Annotated in this window: 13 protein-coding genes; 10 read left to right on the top strand and 3 right to left on the bottom strand. The window is 45.9% G+C overall.

What is annotated here, in order from left to right:
- The first annotated feature begins 15 nt into the window (after positions 1 to 15).
- The 3 genes from SG35_RS16450 to SG35_RS16460 all read left to right on the top strand — a co-directional run bounded on the left by SG35_RS16450 (position 16) and on the right by SG35_RS16460 (position 4,716).
- Positions 16 to 1,233 (top strand): GGDEF domain-containing response regulator, encoded by a 1,218-nt coding sequence (locus SG35_RS16450; RefSeq protein ID WP_044835435.1) that lies wholly within the window; start codon positions 16 to 18, stop codon positions 1,231 to 1,233.
- A 437-nt stretch (positions 1,234 to 1,670) separates the two neighbouring features.
- Entirely contained in the window at positions 1,671 to 2,879 is a 1,209-nt protein-coding gene (locus SG35_RS16455) for an FAD-dependent oxidoreductase (RefSeq protein WP_044835434.1), read from the top strand.
- A gap of 4 nt (positions 2,880 to 2,883) precedes the next feature.
- Positions 2,884 to 4,716: a flavin monoamine oxidase family protein gene (locus SG35_RS16460; protein WP_044835433.1), complete on the top strand. Its 1,833-nt coding sequence runs from the start codon at positions 2,884 to 2,886 to the stop codon at positions 4,714 to 4,716.
- A 158-nt stretch (positions 4,717 to 4,874) separates the two neighbouring features.
- On the opposite strand, the gene SG35_RS16465 is transcribed toward SG35_RS16460, so the two are convergent.
- The gene (locus SG35_RS16465; protein ID WP_044835432.1) at positions 4,875 to 6,731 is read right to left on the bottom strand and encodes a DUF885 domain-containing protein; all 1,857 of its coding nucleotides are present in this window, start codon (positions 6,729 to 6,731) and stop codon (positions 4,875 to 4,877) included.
- A gap of 461 nt (positions 6,732 to 7,192) precedes the next feature.
- Between SG35_RS16465 and SG35_RS16470 the strand changes: the two genes are divergently transcribed.
- The 6 genes from SG35_RS16470 to SG35_RS16495 all read left to right on the top strand — a co-directional run bounded on the left by SG35_RS16470 (position 7,193) and on the right by SG35_RS16495 (position 14,588).
- Positions 7,193 to 8,149: a LysR family transcriptional regulator gene (locus tag SG35_RS16470; RefSeq protein WP_044835431.1), complete on the top strand. Its 957-nt coding sequence runs from the start codon at positions 7,193 to 7,195 to the stop codon at positions 8,147 to 8,149.
- A 240-nt stretch (positions 8,150 to 8,389) separates the two neighbouring features.
- Entirely contained in the window at positions 8,390 to 9,829 is a 1,440-nt protein-coding gene (gene eat, locus SG35_RS16475) for an ethanolamine permease (RefSeq protein WP_044835430.1), read from the top strand.
- Positions 9,830 to 9,894: 65 nt separating this feature from the next.
- On the top strand, positions 9,895 to 11,265 hold the full coding sequence (locus SG35_RS16480) for a glutamine synthetase family protein (RefSeq protein ID WP_044835429.1): 1,371 nt from the start codon (positions 9,895 to 9,897) through the stop codon (positions 11,263 to 11,265).
- Between the two features lie 11 nt (positions 11,266 to 11,276).
- Positions 11,277 to 12,668: an aldehyde dehydrogenase family protein gene (locus SG35_RS16485; RefSeq protein WP_044835428.1), complete on the top strand. Its 1,392-nt coding sequence runs from the start codon at positions 11,277 to 11,279 to the stop codon at positions 12,666 to 12,668.
- A 9-nt stretch (positions 12,669 to 12,677) separates the two neighbouring features.
- Entirely contained in the window at positions 12,678 to 13,847 is a 1,170-nt protein-coding gene (locus tag SG35_RS16490) for an iron-containing alcohol dehydrogenase (RefSeq protein WP_044835427.1), read from the top strand.
- Between the two features lie 27 nt (positions 13,848 to 13,874).
- Positions 13,875 to 14,588, top strand: coding sequence for a glutamine amidotransferase-related protein (locus SG35_RS16495; RefSeq protein WP_044835426.1), 714 nt, complete (start codon positions 13,875 to 13,877; stop codon positions 14,586 to 14,588).
- 230 nt (positions 14,589 to 14,818) lie between these two features.
- Here SG35_RS16495 and SG35_RS16500 read toward each other — a convergent pair whose 3' ends face one another.
- A complete protein-coding gene (locus tag SG35_RS16500) occupies positions 14,819 to 15,766 on the bottom strand; it encodes an esterase/lipase family protein (RefSeq protein ID WP_053043374.1) in 948 nt (315 codons plus the stop codon).
- On the bottom strand, positions 15,763 to 16,890 hold the full coding sequence (locus SG35_RS16505; protein WP_274055089.1) for a hypothetical protein: 1,128 nt from the start codon (positions 16,888 to 16,890) through the stop codon (positions 15,763 to 15,765). Before SG35_RS16505 ends, SG35_RS16500 begins: the two co-directional genes overlap by 4 nt.
- A gap of 469 nt (positions 16,891 to 17,359) precedes the next feature.
- On the opposite strand from SG35_RS16505, the gene SG35_RS16510 reads away from it, so the two are divergent.
- Complete coding sequence (locus SG35_RS16510; RefSeq protein ID WP_053042862.1) at positions 17,360 to 18,169, top strand: glycerophosphodiester phosphodiesterase family protein; 810 nt, start codon at positions 17,360 to 17,362, stop codon at positions 18,167 to 18,169.
- Positions 18,170 to 18,574 lie beyond the last annotated feature (405 nt).

Raw genomic sequence — 18,574 nt, forward strand, 5'->3', positions numbered from 1 at the left:
GCGCAGGAGTGATGCATGCCTATTTTTGATATGAAAAATATTCCTTCCAAATCAAGCCGCCCTCCGGAAAAGCCCCTGATCATGCTGGTTGATGATGAAGCTGAAAACCTTAATGTAATGCGCCAGTTATTGGCCGCTGACTTCCAGGTCATCACCGCACTCAGTGGTTATGAAGCGATACAAATCATCAACAATATGGGCGATGCCGGCAAAATACAACTGATCATCAGCGATCAAAGAATGCCGAAAATGTCCGGTGTTGAGTTCCTGAAGCTGGTTGCAGATAAAATACCGGATACTATTCGCATCATACTATCGGCTTACTCTGACACCCAGGTCGTTATTGATTCCATTAACAAGGCTGAGATCTACAAATTTATGACCAAGCCTTTTGATCCGGGGGAATTGTCCCTCACGGTAAAAAGAGGCGTTGAAGCCTTTCAAATGCGGCAACAATTATTCAAGTATTCAACCCACTTGGAAAAATTAGTTGCCGAAAGAACCCAGGAGTTGCACCAGAAAAATGAAGAACTCAGCCAGGCATTACACGCGTTAGAACAGCTCAGTTTGAGCGATCAACTAACCGGTGCCTACAACCGGCATTTTTTGGATAAGTTTATGCCCCAGGAAATTAACCAGTTTAAACGAAAATATAAACGGCATTTGGGGAAACGGGGTTACTTTGGCATCATGATGATAGACATAGACCATTTTAAAGCCGTCAATGATAACTATGGCCATGACGCCGGAGACAAGTTACTTGTCGGCTTTACCAAAATGCTGCAACAAAACTGCCGGGAAGAAGACTGGGTGGTGCGTTGGGGCGGTGAAGAGTTCGTCATCATTACCAGGGGGCTGTCATTAACAGGTCAGCAATGCTTAGCCGAAAGACTCAGGGCTAAGATAGTATCAAAAGAGTTTGACATAGGTTGCGGGCAAAAATTACTGAAAACCTGCTCTATGGGCCTGGTCTGCTTCCCCTTTATAAAAAACAGCTTTAATGCCTTAAGTTGGCAGCAAACCTTAAACCTGGCAGACCTTGCCTTATATCAGGCTAAAAATAACGGCAGAAATACCTGGGTCAGCTTATGTAATGCCCACCTGACCCAGGATGAACACTTATATGAAAATATCATGAACAATTTACAGACCTTAATTGGCAACAACCTTATCTCCTACCATAGTACTCATCCGGGCAGCCATATCACTTTTAATACCATAAAACACGGCTAATACAGGAGGCAGCAAACCGATACATTATCCAAGCCATTTTCTCCGTCGCTTTTTAGTAAAAAAATCAAACGATTTCATCTTATTCCGCTATAGACGCAGTACAAGAGATCGCCTATATTGGATTCGGGTTTGCGTTTTTTGCCTGTTTGTTTTGGCACCTGGTTGTGCTTTGCTTTAGCCCTGAAATCTTCATGGATTTCAATCAGCCCTGATGGTTTATTGTTTCATGTGTATTGTTCCGTGCATAGTGCTGCGATTAACTGCACTAAGCCTCAATAAAAACCCATGCCTCATCAATACCCCCTCGGGAATGAATACAGGATCTGGCATGTCCTCTTGCAGATAAATTAGCGAATCCCGGCTTTATCCCTAATAGCAGTTCTTCAAAGAAACCTTCCAAGATCCACTATAAAAATAACAGACAACAAGGATATACAGTGGAACAAAACTCACAATACGATCTCATCATCATAGGTGGTGGCGCCGTAGGCCTCTCTTGTGCGTATCACGGCACAAAACGTGGCCTTAACACCTTAGTAATAGAGAAAAGCAATTACTTTAATGACCAAGGCAGTTCCGCCGGACATTCCCGGCAATTTCGCCTGCAGTATGCACAAGATTATATGGCCGAGCTGTGCATAGCCTCGCAAAGCTTCTGGCGGGAGCTGGACCAACTGACCCCACAAACCTTGCTTGGCGATGACGGCAGTTTATGGTTTGGCGATCCAAAATTAAACTCCCAGGAAGGCGGCATAGATGCGGCCAAGGACACCATGGACGCCCTTGGCATCCCTTACACGCCGCTGACGGCGGCACAAATAGAGCAGCAATATAACTTTAAAGACCTGCCCCCCAATTACGAAGGTTTTTTCCAGGCTGACGGCGGAACCATCAACCTCAAAGCCACCGAGCAGGTCATGTATGACCAGGCGCTGAATTCGGGCCTGGCAGACTTTCATGAACAAGAAGAAGTCACCAACATCGACTCCGGGGCCGACGGGGTGATCACCGTCACCACCAACAAGGGAGCCTATCGAACCGGTAAACTTGCCATTACCACCGGGCCTTATGTGAATCACACGGTAGAGTCCCTGTCGCTGGAAGTGCCTATCATCATCTGGCCGATGTCGTCGGCATATTTTGAGAAGACCCAGCATGATATCCAGTATCCTTCCTGGTTTGTCTTCCAGGAGCCGGTCGAGAGCGCCCAGTTTTACGGCTTTCCTGAAGTTAACTGGTCAAACCCGGGATATATCCGCGTCGCCACCGACTTTCCCGATGACGGCATTATCCTGACAGACCCCGATGACCGCCCAACCGAGCCCAGTGAGCAAAGTTTGCAGCTGGACTCACAATGGGTGCGCGATCATATGACCGGACTGAGCGATGAGCCCTTTTTTACCGATACCTGCCTAATCGCCCTGGCACAAGACAGTGATAAACAGCTATTGCTTGATTATATGCCGGAGCATATCCCTAATAATAAAAACATCGTCACCTATACCGCAGGCTGGGCGGCCAAGTTCATCCCTATCCTCGGCGATATGATCTGCCAGATGCTGGAAACGGATACCGACAGCTTCACCTATGGGCAATACACTATCTCACGCGACAATTTCTCCATTAACTGGTTAATAAAGGAATAATAACATGGCTAAATATACGATTTTCGGTGGCGGCCCCTCAGGGCTCTATACCGCATGGCGCCTGCTCACGAGCGGCAAGGCAACAGCAAGCGATACCGTAGAAATTATTGAATGGGGCAATTACGATTACGGCGCAGAAGGCGCCGGCGACAGGCTGCCTGCGGGACGGATTTGCTCTCACCACTATCAAAACGATACCGGGAAATCCTATATTGAAGTCGGCGGCATGCGCTACATTCAATGGGATCCGGCTAAAAAAGAAGGCCACCAGCTGGTAACCACCACCATCTCCCAATTAGGGCTCGACAGCGGCGACAGCAATGTCGTGGTGGACTTTCAAACCACAGACAACCCACTGTTCTTTTTACGGGGCGAGCATTTTTATCAAAAATGTTTAGTGGGAGAATATGATCCCAGCAAGTGCAATACCGAAACCACGATTGCCCCCTACAAAACCCCGGGCAACAACGAAAAAGCCGCCGGTGTCTTAATTGGCAATATTTCCAATCTGATCACCGGCAGCAATCCGGTAACCACCCGGGCCGAACAATGCCAGTTTTATGCCTCAGGCACCTTAACAAGCGAGTTTAACTCTTTTGTCTATTCCCCCGGGGATACCGCCGGCAACATAGGCTACTGGAACGTCTTTTACGATCAGGCAGGCAACGAAGGTTTTCAATACGCCGCCGATGCCGGGGGCTACAGCTCAAATGTCATTAACTGGAATGCCGCCAACGCCGCCGTTTACAATGGCGAATTTGCCCCCGGCGGCAGCTTTAAAACCCTCTCAAGCGGCTTTTCCAGCTTATTCGTTGCCCTGCATAATAAATGTGTTGAAGCAGCAGCAAGCAGCGGGGCGGAATTTACCGTACGCAAGAATATTCGACTGCACTCCATCTGGAGCAATAACGGCACCACAGAATATCATCTGGCAACCTCGCTCTCACCGGAGAAACCTTCCGGGGTGCCGCTCACCACAGACTATGCCTTTTTAGCCATGTCTCCCAATGCTCTGGAGCTGGTAGCCGGCGCCAGCCGCTACCTGGCAGACAGGGCCGGTATCAATGATTTTCTTAACCATAATGACGTGCAAAATTACCTGCAGTCGGTGATTGAGCAGCCGTCCTTTAAAGTGGCAATGTTCTTTGATACCCAGTGGTGGGAGAACGCGACTTATCCCCCCAGTATCGACCTGGCCAATAATACCTTCGGCCCCACCATTACCGATCTGCCGCTGCGGCAAGTATATTACTTTGGTGATAATGCCCCCGAAACGCAATCATCGCCGGTTTACGGCATGTTGGCATCATATGATGATATGCGTTTCACTAAATTCTGGCAGGAAATGGAGCTGGGGGTAAATGAGCGGCGGGAAACCCCGCTCAGTAGGGATTACCAGCCATTGCATGGCGCAGGGACTGCCAGTGATACCATGGAGAAAATGCTGTTATTGCAGCTGGCCAAAGTGCACTATGGCGATCCTAATGCCGCCGGTACCATTCCCACGCCGCTGGAAACTGTGTTTATGGACTGGGGCCTCAACCCCTTTGGTGCCGGTTACCACGCCTGGGCTGCCCATTACGATATCTGTGATGTGATGAACCGGATCAGAACCCCGGCGGTGATGGCAGGCGACAGCAATGAAAATATCTTCATTATCGGCTCCGCCTTTTCCAATGATCAGGCCTGGGTAGAAGGAGCATTTTGCACCGCAGAATCGGTACTGGTGGATTATCTTGGGGTCAGCACCATAGCAACAGATCCCGTTGAATATCCTCTGATTTGTTCTTGTAATAATGGCCAGAAAGCCAACAAAGGCAATAACAGAAAAAACTAAAGTCACATAAGTGCTGATTCACTCAGCTTTCGCCGGGAAAACCTTTTCCCGGCGAAATATTTATTAACGGGCTAAAGCAAATGCTACTTGCCCGCATCTCCGGCATCAGCAAAGAAAATATTTCCCCCTGCCATCCCTCTTTAAGAGACAAACATGAATCAGGCTTTTTGCTGTTTTACCCAGCGTTTCACATCCTGCTCCAGCAAGGTCAGCGGACGGGCGCCCGGTAACAGTACTAAATCATGGAAAGCTTTTATATCAAACTTTTCTTTAAGCTCGGCTTTCGCCCAATCGCGCAGTTCAACCATTTTCAGCATACCCAGCTTGTAGCCCAGCGCCTGTCCCGGCCAGGCCATATAGCGCTCAATAGCGCTTTCTACATCACTCATGGCAGTGCCGGTGGCATTATGGAAATAGGTGATCGCCTGTTCCCTGCTCCAGCGTTTATGGTGTAAACCGGTATCAACCACCAAGCGTGCAGCGCGGTAAACTTCTGCCTGTAAACGTCCCAGGTTACCCCAAGGATCGTTTTCATACATGCCCATCTCATAAGCAACCAGCTCGGAATACAAGGCCCAGCCTTCAGTAAAGGCATTAAACTGGGCTATCTGCCTCATAATGCCGATATCCTTTTGTGCCATATTCAAAGAAATTTGAAAATGATGTCCGGGCACCGCTTCATGATAAGTCAAAGTTTTTAAGCTAAAGCTTGGCTGCGCCTTCATATCTTTTAAGTTGATGTTATAAACCCCGGGGCGCGAGCCATCCAGTGCCGGCGGCATATAAGAGCCGCCCGGCGCGCCTGCTTGAGAAGCCACAGGCACACGTTTAACAATCACTTCCTGGGTCGGCATGGTGGCAAATAATTCCGGGGCTTTTGCCATCACCTTATCAATTTCTTTACTAAGATCTGCCAGCAGCTGCGCACGCCCTTCGTCTGAGTCTTCATAAACAAATTGCGGCATATCCACCAGCTTGATCAGACGCTCGCCGACACTGCCCTGCTCCATGCCTTGGGACACTAAAATAGCATCCATTTCCGCGGTAATACGCGCCACTTCATCTAAACCGATTTGGTGTATTTCATCGGCAGATAAGTTCGAGTCAGCCAAATAACGGATTTCATGTTGATAGAAGCTTTCCCCGTTCGGCTGCGCCCAGATACCGTCTTCACTTGGTGCCCGCTGCTCTAATTGCACCATGGTTTTTTTGATATCCCGGTAACCCGGATAAACCTTAGTAGCAACCGTTTCTGCTGCCTGTTTAATCAAGGCTTGTTTTTCTGCCGTGCTAAGCTGCTCAAGCTTATCCAGCTTTTTAGCAAAATGCGTTACCAGGCCATGCTCAGCAGCCTTGGGAGCAACAAAGTTGTCCAGGAAATTTAAGGTATTCGGGAACAGGGCTTTAGGCAAGATAATGCCTTTTTCGGCATCATCAAGCACCTTAGATTTCACCGCTTTAATTAACGGCTCAAAAGCCGCCAAACGCTGCAGGTAGTTAAGTGCATCGGTTTTCGAACTTATATTGTGTTGATCCTGCAAGACCGCAGGAATATCAATGAGCGGCCCGGAAATTTGACTCACAACAAAAGGTAAATGCCCACCCCAGGTATCGATATAACCGCCGGGAAAACCTAAATCCCCCTGGTAATAACCGGCAATATCCTGATTGACACCGAGGTGCAGGCTGTTTTTATCCGACAAGGCATCAAGATCAAAAGCCTTTAATGAGGCTACCGATGCTTTCATGCTGTTTTGCACCGCCAACATACCTTTAGTGGAATAATCCGGCCAGGTGCCCTGGTAGTCGCCCGCCACCTCAGATGACAAGTTAAGGGAAGTCGCCAGCGCAGGCTGCAGTTTAATAAATTTTTGGGTATAAGTCTCAACAGCGCTATCTATCGCTGCCTGACTGTAAGTGTTTATTTGTGCGGTGGTGTTGCTCGTCTGATTAGCTTCATGACTGCAACCGGATAAGGCCGCCAGTAGCGTAAGGGCGATAATGCTTTTTTTCATTTTATGGATCCAAGCTTGTTGTCTGATTTACTCAAGGCTGATGATATATTGTATATTCGTTAATTTATCGTAATTATGTGCTTTATTTGATAAAACTCTGCTGAAGCGATAACGAAAGCAATGACAAAATCAATCAACTAGCTTCAACAAGGCACTAAAACCGGCGACAACGCTATAAAAAAATAACCATAAAAGCAAGTGCTGTGCGGTGAATCCACTGTTTTTGCGGCCAATACATTTGCAACCAGAACAAAAGCAAGGCTTACCACCTTAAACCTTCTTTATTTATCGACAGCGGCGCTCCACCAGTCAGTGCTTGACTTTCAATGGGCGGTAATAAACAATTTCCAGAGATGAACCTAACAAATTATTTGCTGCCTTTTTCCCCTTATTTCTGATTAATTTCCGATTATGTGGCGATTAAGTGCCGGTAAATATTGTTAAATTTTAGGATGTTCGGCATGAATGGAAGTTTTGATTTTGATCTCAAATCGCTGGAAATATTTGTCTATACCGTAGACTCCGGCAATATGACACTGGCCGCCGAGCGCTTAGGCACCACCCAGTCAGCAGTTTCCCAAAACCTGGCAAATTTAGAAAAATCCTTACAGGTAAAATTACTCGATCGTACGGTAAGGCCGTTGGAAATGACCACCGCCGGGCGTTTCTTCTATGACAGTGCCACAAAAATGTTAACCCTGGCACAAAAAACCAATGAAGATATGCATCAAAGTAAATTCAGCCATTTAGATCATGTCAATATCGCTATGGTGGACTCCCTGGTCACAGCCCTTGGCCCTTCACTTATCGCCGCACTCAAAGGACGCGCCACCAGCTGGTCGGTAAACACCGGGCTGTCACACTTACATGCCAATGCCCTGCTCTCACGTCATGTCGATATGATCCTCTCGGACGATGCCTTAGAAGAGCATGCCGAGTTAAAACGTTACCGTATCCTCAGGGAGCCTTTCGTATTGGTTTTGCCCAAAGGCCATCAAGGTCAGGTCGAGCACCTACCTAAGCTGCTCAAGACCTTAGGCTTGATACGTTATAGCGCCAATTCACTGATCGGCATAACGGTTGAGCGTTATCTCAAGCGCATGTCGGTTGAGCCGCCGGTAAGCCTGCGTCTGGATAATACCTTTGCTATCCTTTCCTCGGTTGCCGCTGGCCTTGGCTGGACCATCACCACACCTTTGTGTTTATTCCAAAACGGTATTCGCCACCTGGAGCTTGATTGTTATCCGCTGCCGGGAGAGCCGCTATACCGTAATTTAACTTTGGTCAGCAGGCACAATGAATTGTGGGAACTGCCCAAAGTGATTGCTGACGATAGCCGTATTATCTTGCAAGATAATTTTCTCGGTTATGTAGAGCAACACCTGTCCTGGTTAGACCATGAAATAAAAATAGGTTAAAGACTGCTCCCCTGCCTTTTCCCCTGCCGGGTAAGCTATTACCGGCAAAAAACCACCAAAGAAATCAGCTATAACAAGGCTTTGCCTGACATTATTAGTTTTTCTAATACCTCTTTTCACGAAATATTTATTCTATTTGACCGCAACTTTCCCCTCTTTTAGTATCGAATGAGGTTGTTTTTCAGTCAGTTAACAATCGCGGATGCTGTACCTAAATAAACAATAAATGGGGAAATATTCATGTCGGACATCAATAATAACTCGACGGTAGATTACGAAGACGTATCTTCGGACTATCTTGAACAGAGACAACTCAAAAAAGGTGTCGCCGGCTGGATTTTACTGGCAAGCCTCGGGGTATCCTATGTGATTTCCGGTGATTTTGCCGGTTGGAACTTTGGTTTAGCCCAGGGCGGCTTTGGCGGTATGTTAATTGCCACCATTTTGATGGGTGTAATGTACAGCTTTATGATTTTTGGTCTGGCTGAGTTATCCGCTTCCCTGCCCACCGCCGGTGGTGGTTACAGCTTCGCCCGGCGCGCCATGGGCCCCTGGGGCGGTTTTTTAACCGGCACCGCCATCTTACTGGAATATTCAATTGCCCCCGCCGCCATCGCGGTGTTTATCGGTGCTTATGTCAATGAAATTTTTGGCCTTAATGGCCCGCTCATTTATGCCGCCTGTTATATCATCTTCGTCGGTATCCACCTGTTTGGCGCCGGTGAAGCGCTAAAAATCATGATGGGCATCACAGGCGTCGCCGTTATTGCCCTGCTGGTTTTTGCACTGGGATTAATTCCTCATTTTGACATCAATAACCTGCTAGATATTGCCGTCAATGAGCAAGCCGTTGGCGCCAGTGCCTTCTTACCCGAGGGCTATATAGGCATATGGAGCGCCATTCCTTTTGCTATCTGGCTATTTCTGGCGGTTGAAGGGGTACCGCTGGCAGCAGAAGAAACCACGAATCCCGGCCGCGATATGCCCAAAGGTATTATCACCGCAATGGGCATTTTAATTGTTTTTGCCACCCTGGTATTATTTTTAGCCCCGGGGGTTGCCGGCTCAGAGATGATGAAAGATCACGGTGCGCCTTTAGTGGGAGCCCTGCAGGTGGTTTATGGTGAAAATTCATCAATAGCCACCTTTGTTAATATCGTCGGCTTATTCGGCCTGATCGCCAGTTTCTTTTCCATTATCTTTGCCTACTCCCGCCAGGTGTTCGCCTTGTCCCGCGCCGGTTATTTACCGCGCATCTTGTCAGTTACCGGAAAAAGAAAAGTACCGAGCATGGCCTTGATCATTCCTGGCATTATCGGTTTTTTACTGTCCCTGACCGGTGAAGGCGATCTGATGATCACCATGGCAGTCTTTGGCGCCACCATTTCTTACGCGCTGATGATGATGTCCCATATTATCCTGCGTAAAAAAGAGCCGGAGCTGGAGCGCCCCTACCGCACGCCCGGCGGCACGTTAACTACAGGCATCGCCTTTATTCTCGCCATCGGCGCTTTTATCAGCACCTTTTTTGTCAGCCTGGAAGCGGCAATGTGGTCGGCAGTGTTCTACGCTATTCTCGTGGCTTACTTCGCCTTTTACAGCCGTCATCACCTGGTGGGCAAAGTGCCGGAAGAAGAGTTTGCCGCCATTGCCCGGGCTGAGTCAGAGTTAGCCGAATAAGCAATAGTTATCCAATAAAGAGCAGAACATCGCTAATAAAGAGCCAATAACGAGAAGGAAGGGTTATGTTAGATCCCAGAGCAGTGAACACCATCAGCGACGCCAAACAAATCGTAGAAGAGCGAAATCTAAGCCATGTCAAAGTTGGCCTGTTTGACAATGATGGCATCATGCGTGGTAAATATATGAGTAAAGAGAAGTTTTTTTCTTCTCTTGATAATGGCTTCGCCTTTTGTGACGTGGTCTTAGGCTGGGATTCCAAAGATCAACTGTATGATAACGTCAATTATACCGGCTGGCACACAGGTTACCCGGATGCCCCGGTAAGGATAATTCCCGGCAGCTGCCGGGCACTGCCTTTTGAAAACAATATGCTGCTCTTTATTGCCGAATTTACCGACGCAGCGGCAAACGTCTGTCCCCGTAGCACCTTAACCCGGGTGCTGGAGCGGGCGAAAAAAATGGGCTTTGATGCCACGGCGGCCTTTGAATATGAGTTTTTTATGTTCAATGAAACGCCGGACTCCATCAGGGAAAAAGGTTATCAAAACCTTAAACCTATTACCCCGGACTTTTTTGGTTATTCGATGATACGTAACTCGGTGCATGCCGACTTGCATCATCAAATTTTAGCCTTATGCGAGCAAATGGACTTCCCACTGGAAGGTTTACATACCGAAACCGGCCCCGGAGTACTGGAAGCCGCCATTGCCCATGACAATGCCGCAAACTCCGCCGATAAAGCCGCCCTATTCAAAACCTTTATTAAGGTCTGGGCACAACGTAATGATTTGATGGCAACCTTTATGGCCAAATGGTCGTCAGATTATCCAGGGCAAAGCGGTCATATCCATATATCCCTTAAAAATGCCAAGGGAGAGTCTGCTTTTTTTGATGCAAGCAAAGAATACAATATGAGCGATACCCAGCGACACTTCCTGGCCGGGCAACAACGTTATATGCCGGAATTTCTGGCGATGATAGCCCCCACAATTAACAGCTATAGCCGTATGGTGCCGGGGTTATGGGCGCCACTGGATGCAACCTGGGGCGTAGAAAATCGTACCACCGCCCTGAGAATTATTCCCGGCACGGCTAAATCCCAACGGGTGGAGTACCGGCTCGGCGCCGCCGATGCCAATCCCTATCTGGCACTGGCAGCAGCACTGGCCTCCGGCTTACTTGGCATAGAACAAAAACTCGAGCCTTTGGCCCAGGTGAAAGGCAATGCCTATGAGCAAAGCCACACAGAGGAAATATCCCTGCCAAGAAGCTTGTTTGAAGCCGCTACCAGGTTAAAAACCTCTACCGCCGCCAGAGAGGTTTTTGGCAATGAATTTGTCGAGCATTTCGCCGCCACCCGGGAATGGGAAGAGCGAGAATATCGCAAACATGTTACCGACTGGGAGCTTTCCCGTTATTTTGAAATTATATAGGGCAGATCCTTATGAGTAATAAACAAATCACCCACTCTCCTATCGATGGTTCCATTTATGTTGAACGGACACTGGCAAGCCAGAGTGAAATAAGCCAAACACTTGAGCTGGCAAACCAGGCGCAGCAAGACTGGCGAAAAACCAGCATTAAACAACGTGCCGCGCTTTGTCACCAAATGGTGGATAATTTTATCGCCAATGAAGACCAAATTGCCGAGCAAATTTGCTGGATGATGGGCCGCCCAATTCAATATGCCAAAGGTGAAGTGGCCGGTATGGTCGATCGCGCCCGTTATATGATCGACTGCGCGCAAAAAGCACTGGCAACAATAAAGCTTACCGATAAACCCGGCTTTAAACGTTATATCAAGCGTGAGCCCTTAGGTGTGGCCTTTGTAGTAGCCCCGTGGAACTACCCTTATTTAACCGCCATCAATGCTATTATTCCGGCGATCATGGCGGGTAACAGCGTAGTGCTCAAACATTCGGCGCAAACTCCTTTGTGTGCCGAGCAACTGTTTCGCGCTTTTGAGCAAGCAAAACTACCCCAAGGCGTATTTCAATACCTGCACCTTAGCCACGAAGACACCGAGCAAATAATTGCCAACCCTTTGGTGAATTATGTCGCTTTTACCGGCTCAGTGGCCGGAGGAAAAATGGTGGAGCGCGCCAGCAGCGGCCGCTTTATCGGAGTTGGCCTAGAGCTTGGCGGCAAAGACCCGGCTTATGTCAGGAGCGATGCCGACCTGGCCCATGCGGTGGAAACCTGTATCGATGGTGCCTTTTTTAATTCCGGGCAATCGTGTTGCGGCATTGAACGCATTTATGTCGATAGCAGCATATATGATGAGTTTGTCGCGCTCGCGGTTACCTTAGTAAATAACTATCAACTGGGCAGATCTGACGAGCCGTCAACCACCCTGGGCCCTGTGGTAAAAGCTGGTGCTGCCGATTTTGTCCGCCAGCAGGTGGCTGATGCCGTAAGCAAAGGGGCCATCGCCCATATCACACCATCGGACTTCCCGCTGGATAAACCCGGCACCCCCTACCTGGCACCCCAGGTATTAACTAATGTTGATCACAGCATGTCGGTAATGACAGAAGAAAGTTTTGGCCCTGTGGTGGGGATCATGAAAGTCACTAGCGATGAGCAAGCAATAGAGCTGATGAATGATTCCGAATTTGGCCTGACCGCCTCGGTGTTCAGCACAGATATCGAGGCCGCAATTCGCATAGGCGAGCAACTGGAAACCGGCACCTTTTTTGTCAATCGCTGTGATTATCTCGACCCCGAGCTGGCCTGGACCGGCGTTAAAAACTCGGGCCGCGGCTGTACCTTATCATCACTAGGTTATGAAGCCCTGACCCGGCCAAAGTCTTTCCACGTAAAAACAAGTATTTAAGGAAACCCTATGGATTTCAATCAATTTGACGCCAACTGGAATTACCCCACCACGATACGTAACGGTATTGGCCGGATAAAAGAGCTGCCTTTAGCCTGTAAAGAGCTGGGCATGAAGGCGCCGCTGCTGATCACAGATCCCGGACTGGCCGATACCCCTATGGTGCAGCAGGCGTTAGAAAATTGTCGCCGTGAAGGCCTTCGCTGTGACATTTTTTCCGGCATTAAAAGTAATCCCAGCGGAGAAAATGTCACTGATGGTGTTAGCGCATACTGGCAAGGAGAGCATGACGGCGTGATCGCTTTTGGCGGTGGCTCAGCGCTCGATGCCGCCAAAGCGGTGGCCCTTATGGTAGGACAAGACAGGCCGTTATGGGACTTTGAAGATATTGGTAATAACTGGACCCGGGTACGCAGCGAAACCATGGCCCCTTTAGTTGCCGTGCCGACAACCTCAGGCACAGGCTCAGAAGTGGGCCGCGCCTCGGTGATCACCGATGAAGCACAGCATATAAAACGCATTATTTTTCATCCTAAGATGTTACCGGCCATCGTTATTTTAGATGCACAATTAACCACAGGATTACCGGAAAAACTGACGGCGGCAACCGGCATGGACGCCCTGTCTCATGCCCTGGAAGCTTATTGTGCGCCGTATTTTCACCCCATGGCGGAAGGTATTGCACTGGAAGCGATTCGTCTGGTTAAAAATTACTTACCCCGGGCCACAGCCGACGGTAATGACATAGAAGCAAGAGCCCAGATGATGGTGGCTTCGACCATGGGCGCAACCGCCTTTCAGCGGGGCCTGGGCGGCATGCATGCCCTCGCCCACCCGCTGGGCGCCGTTTATGACAGCCACCATGGCTTACTTAACGCGATTTTAATGCCGTACGTGCTTAAGGCAAACCGCAGCGCCATTGAAACCCGCATCGAACGACTGGCCCGTTACCTGGAATTACCGGACAGCTCTTTTGATGGTTTTGTTAACTGGATACTGGCGTTACGTGAGCAGCTTAATATACCGCATGCCTTAAGCGATATCGGTATAGATGCTACCCGGGCAAGTGATATTGGCGAGATGGCACAAAACGATCCTTCGGCTGGCGGTAATCCTATTCCGTTCACGGCTCAAGAATACACAGACATTTGTTTGTCAGCCATTAACGGCACTTTCTAAAGGCAAAAAGCAAAAAAGGCGCTAACGATGAAATTAGGTATTTTGTTATGTGATCACGTTCAAGAGAAATTACAGGTCGATTTTGGTGGTTATCCGGACATGTTCAGCAAAATATTACTGGCAGTAGATGACCAATTGGACATTGTTTATTATTCAGCGGTAGATGGCGAATTGCCAAGCGATATCAATGCCTGCGACTGCTATATGACCAGCGGCAGTAAATTTGGCGTCAACGACGAACTCCCCTGGCTCAATGAGCTGGAAGATTTTATTCGCAGGCTTTATCGCGAGAAAAAAGGGTTTGTCGGTATTTGTTTTGGCCATCAACTGCTGGCCCGGGCATTAGGGGGCAAAGTACAACGTTCAGACAAGGGCTGGGGTATTGGCGTAGCAGCGGGTGAGATAGTGAAACAAAAAAGCTGGATGGAGCCAAAACAAGCTAACCTCAGCCTGGTAGTGAGTCACCAGGATCAAATCAGTGAGTTACCGGCCGATACCGAGGTTTTGCTCAGTAATGAATTTTGCCCTTATAGCATGATACAACTTGACGATCATTTTCTCGGCCTGCAGGGACACCCGGAATTTAGCCGTATCTATTCCTATGCGTTGATGAACAGTCGCAGAGACAGGATCCCGGGGCCGCGAATCAGCGCGGGGGTGGTTTCATTAGAGGAGCCTGTGGATGATTTGCTGACAGTGCGGTGGTTGCTGAACTTTTTGCAGCAGACAATAGCTGATTAGTTCTCCTGAAAGGGTAAGCCCCTTTGGTGCAAATGAGTAAATTCAGAATTTATTCTATCAAGATTATTAAAAACGGGAGGATTACCCTGGGAGCAGACTACTATGCTGTAAAAGACAAAAATCATTATAGCTTGAGAGCTTCTCAAACCTTCTTTAATAAGTAGGCTAATGAGGTTTAATTACAGCAGATTAGATGAATTAGCTTATAGGAGTTAAGCTTTATTAATCACTTAAAGTAGTGTCTGATTTTTTGGAGATATTTCTGGGGAATGACCATAAATCCATCGGGTAATTATTAAAGCTATGTCCTGATTAAGGTGGAGGTTTGAATGGTTAACTACTTTGAATTCATCGTAATTATTGAAATGTATCGGTTTTATAGAATCCTTTTTCCATGTTAGTTTTGTCCAGTCACTACTATATTCAGTAACTAGTCCATCATTTTCTTTATTTTTTAATTTTGATTGAATATATTTGTTTACCACATAATTGAAAAACGGAAAGTCATAACATTCTAGGTGCTGTAATCCTCCTGAAATACTCAGCTTAGGAATTGTAGAAATATAACTCTCCTCCACTTGCATTTTATCAATCAGAGTATTGCCTAAGTTCCCATCAGTACAAGTTAATTCTTTGGCAGATTGACAACTTCTATTAAACCCAGGTGTGGTTATATTATATTTTAATTGCCAAGCTCTAAGTGCCCACTTTAAACTTATCCAGTCGACCAGAGTTCCTTGGTGAGGTGTCCCTAAAGTGACAATAGATTTAACATATTTTTTTTCATCTAAATTGCAAAAGGCTCTTGAGACCAACCCTCCCATACTATGGGCAACAAGCGAGATCCCTTTATCATTAATAATTCCAATGTTACTTATTTTAGTATCGATACTTAGTTTATCTAAATTCACTAATCTATTGTAAAGGTTTTTTGCTGCATTGATGATTCCCTTAAAAGAATCATAATTGAAAATTATCGGGTTTAACCCTTGCTTTTTGAATTCTTGAGCGGTTTGTACCATGTATTTACCATGCGCAGTAAATCCATGAATGATAATAACGGTATAATTATGATTAAAATCTGCAGCGGATACTCGTTCAAACTTGTCACCCTCAACAAGAATTAGTAATTCATCACCTGTCTTTATGGTTTGATTCAAGGAGCTATCAGTTGTCATAGCTCTATTCCAAATAGGATGCCCTTACTTCTTATCAAGGATGGATTTTCTGGAATATCAGTATTTGGTTCAATTAATTCTAATAACTGAATACTTAAGTGTACCCCTTCAGAAGTGACTTTATGAAAATCTCCAACTGATAATAATATTTCCGAGTTGGGATAATAACAAAGCACACCATATTTTTTTTCATTTACTCTGACTGAATATTTTTCCCTCCAAGGAAGGATAATATAGTGATTATTTTCAAATAATTCATTAGCCATAAATTCAAAACTAATAGTTTTTGTTTGCTTTAATTCTAAGTGAACAAATAACGTACAGGCAGCATAAGCTTTAGGTTTGTAACCTTCCTTGTTAATATCATTCTCTCTACTTTCTCCAATAGAAAATACTCCATATCTGCTTACTAACTGATCATTTAAATCTGTGTCTTTGCTCTGTGAAAGTTGGTTTATAGGCCAGCCATTAAAATCCGACCAAGTGATTTTCTTTTCACTTTTAATTTGGATCTTATTAAACCCCGGGTCTATTCCTTTAAAAAACCGACGAACTTCAATTAAAGCTTTTACCTCATTGCCATATAAAAATTGATGTTTTTTCTTTTCGGTATTTAATATAGATGTGGCTTTCATCAAAAGCATGTAAAAAAGAAAAAACTGGTGAAAATTAAGTCGAACATGTTTAATTTCCTGTAGTAAAGAGCCATTACTTAAAATGGTACCAGGCAAAACAGCAATCGATAATGCCTTTGGTTTTAACTGTAATCCACCCGCGTTGAATACGCTTAACTCATTTTTGAAGTTTTGTTGTTCTAGCAGATCATGGAAAGGACTCAATACCATATTGTTTGTACTTTCATAAACGTGATTTAGGGTTTTAATTGGTATTTCGTTCTTAATTAAAAGATTATAAAACTCAACCAATGCTTCATCTGTTTTTACGTTTTTAGCAACAACAACAGTCTTTATCTTTTCAGTAGTAACTAGAGTTACTAATTGTTCAAATTCTTTTTTTCGACCTTTTATCCTATATATATCGAATCCTTGCTCCCACAAGGTATTTGCTAATATTGCTATTCTTCGACCTGTACCTATTATGATTATATTTTGCTTACTAATCATTATGATAGGCTTGTTCATTTTTACAACAGTTCATTTTGAATTTACTAGTCATTAGCTAACTAAAGTATATAATTTAGACTGTTTTAAAGAGTTTTCCATTTAATCGTAATGGTATTATTTAATTAACGAATCAGACTGAGGTCATGCCACGTCTTTATTTAAAGAATACCTGCAGGTAGACTTACTTTCTTATTCATTAACGGAGCTAACCATAAATCATAGTTCCATGAAGATTGGTAAAAATTAAATAATGAACAGGACAGTATCGGCTTGAGTTTTTCTACTTTTTGTAAGCAACATTAAATGAACTGTAACCCTTACATCGATCTAACAGCACAGGGAGGGTCACACAGGGAGGGTCAGGTCTTTCATTTTGCAATAACTTAAAATTCACTTATTAAATCATTAGAAAGAGAATTATTGATAACTCTCCCTGCCACTTTCACACATTGAACGTCTGATAAACCGCTTGGAAACCCCTGATGCCGGGGTGATGATTGTCGCGCATCGCGCCTGTTGGCAAAAAGCACCTGAAAACTCTTTGAAAGCTATCGACGACTGTATCGCCTTAGGGATAGATATCATTGAAATTGATGTGCGCAAAAGCCAAGACGGCGTTTTGGTGTTAATGCATGACAGTACGGTAGAGCGAACCACAAATGGCATCGGTAAAGTTTCAGAGCTGACCTTGGCGCAATTAAAAAAGCTGCAACTAAAAACGGGTAATGGTCAGCAGGGAATGTTAACTCACCAGCGTATTCCGACATTTAAGGAGGTTTTACTCAGCACCAAGGGCAAGATCCTGATTAACCTTGATGCCAAAGAAGATGTTTTTGCTGCGGCAATAAAAGAGGCTTCATCATTAGGCATGGAAAAGCAGTTAATTATCAAAATAGAAGTACCGGCGGAGAATGCCAAACTAAGCGCTTTTAATTTTTTACCCCGAACTCACTTTATGCCCAAAATTACCCAAGGAAAAGGGGCTCTGGGTATATTGGCGTCGCAATATATCAGCTATAACCCGGTGGCGTTTGAAGTTAAGGCCAAGACCGAAGCCTATCTTATAGAAGGGGCTGATGATATCGCTGAAATAGGCGCCAGATTATGGGTGAATACCTTATCGGCTACCCCTGAAAAAGCCGCCGGACATATCGATGTGTTAGCAATAAAAGATCCCGACGCCCACTGGGGGCGACTGGTGGAACTTGGTGTCGGCATGTTCCAGACCGATGAGCCAGAAGCCTTGTTGAATTACCTGGTGGCTAAAGGTTTACGCTAAACTCGTTGCCTTTACCTAAACATCAAGGGTCAGTCTTGTATTTTGCAGTACAACTAAATTTGAAGAACAATTAGGGACATCAAAAAATGAATGAACACACCACCAGCTTGTCAGTTTTTGAGGTTCAAAACGGCTTTAAAAGTAAAGGGAAATATACCGGGAACACTTAACATTATTGGCTCTACAACCCCATATTTAACAGGCCCGGCCATGAACCAACAAATAGCATATCAAACCACATTTAATGCAGATATTGGTCTAAAAAACAACTGAACCACTGTTGCTTTATCCAGCAGGTTAGTCTTTTATTAAAGGAGCCTCTAAGCAACAAAGGAGCGCCCCACCCCAGTAATATTGATAACGTACCGCAATACTTTGCTAAGCAACAACCGCAACCCCTGAGTG

Origin of the sequence: Thalassomonas actiniarum (assembly GCF_000948975.2) — a bacterium.
Lineage (GTDB): Bacteria > Pseudomonadota > Gammaproteobacteria > Enterobacterales > Alteromonadaceae > Thalassomonas > Thalassomonas actiniarum.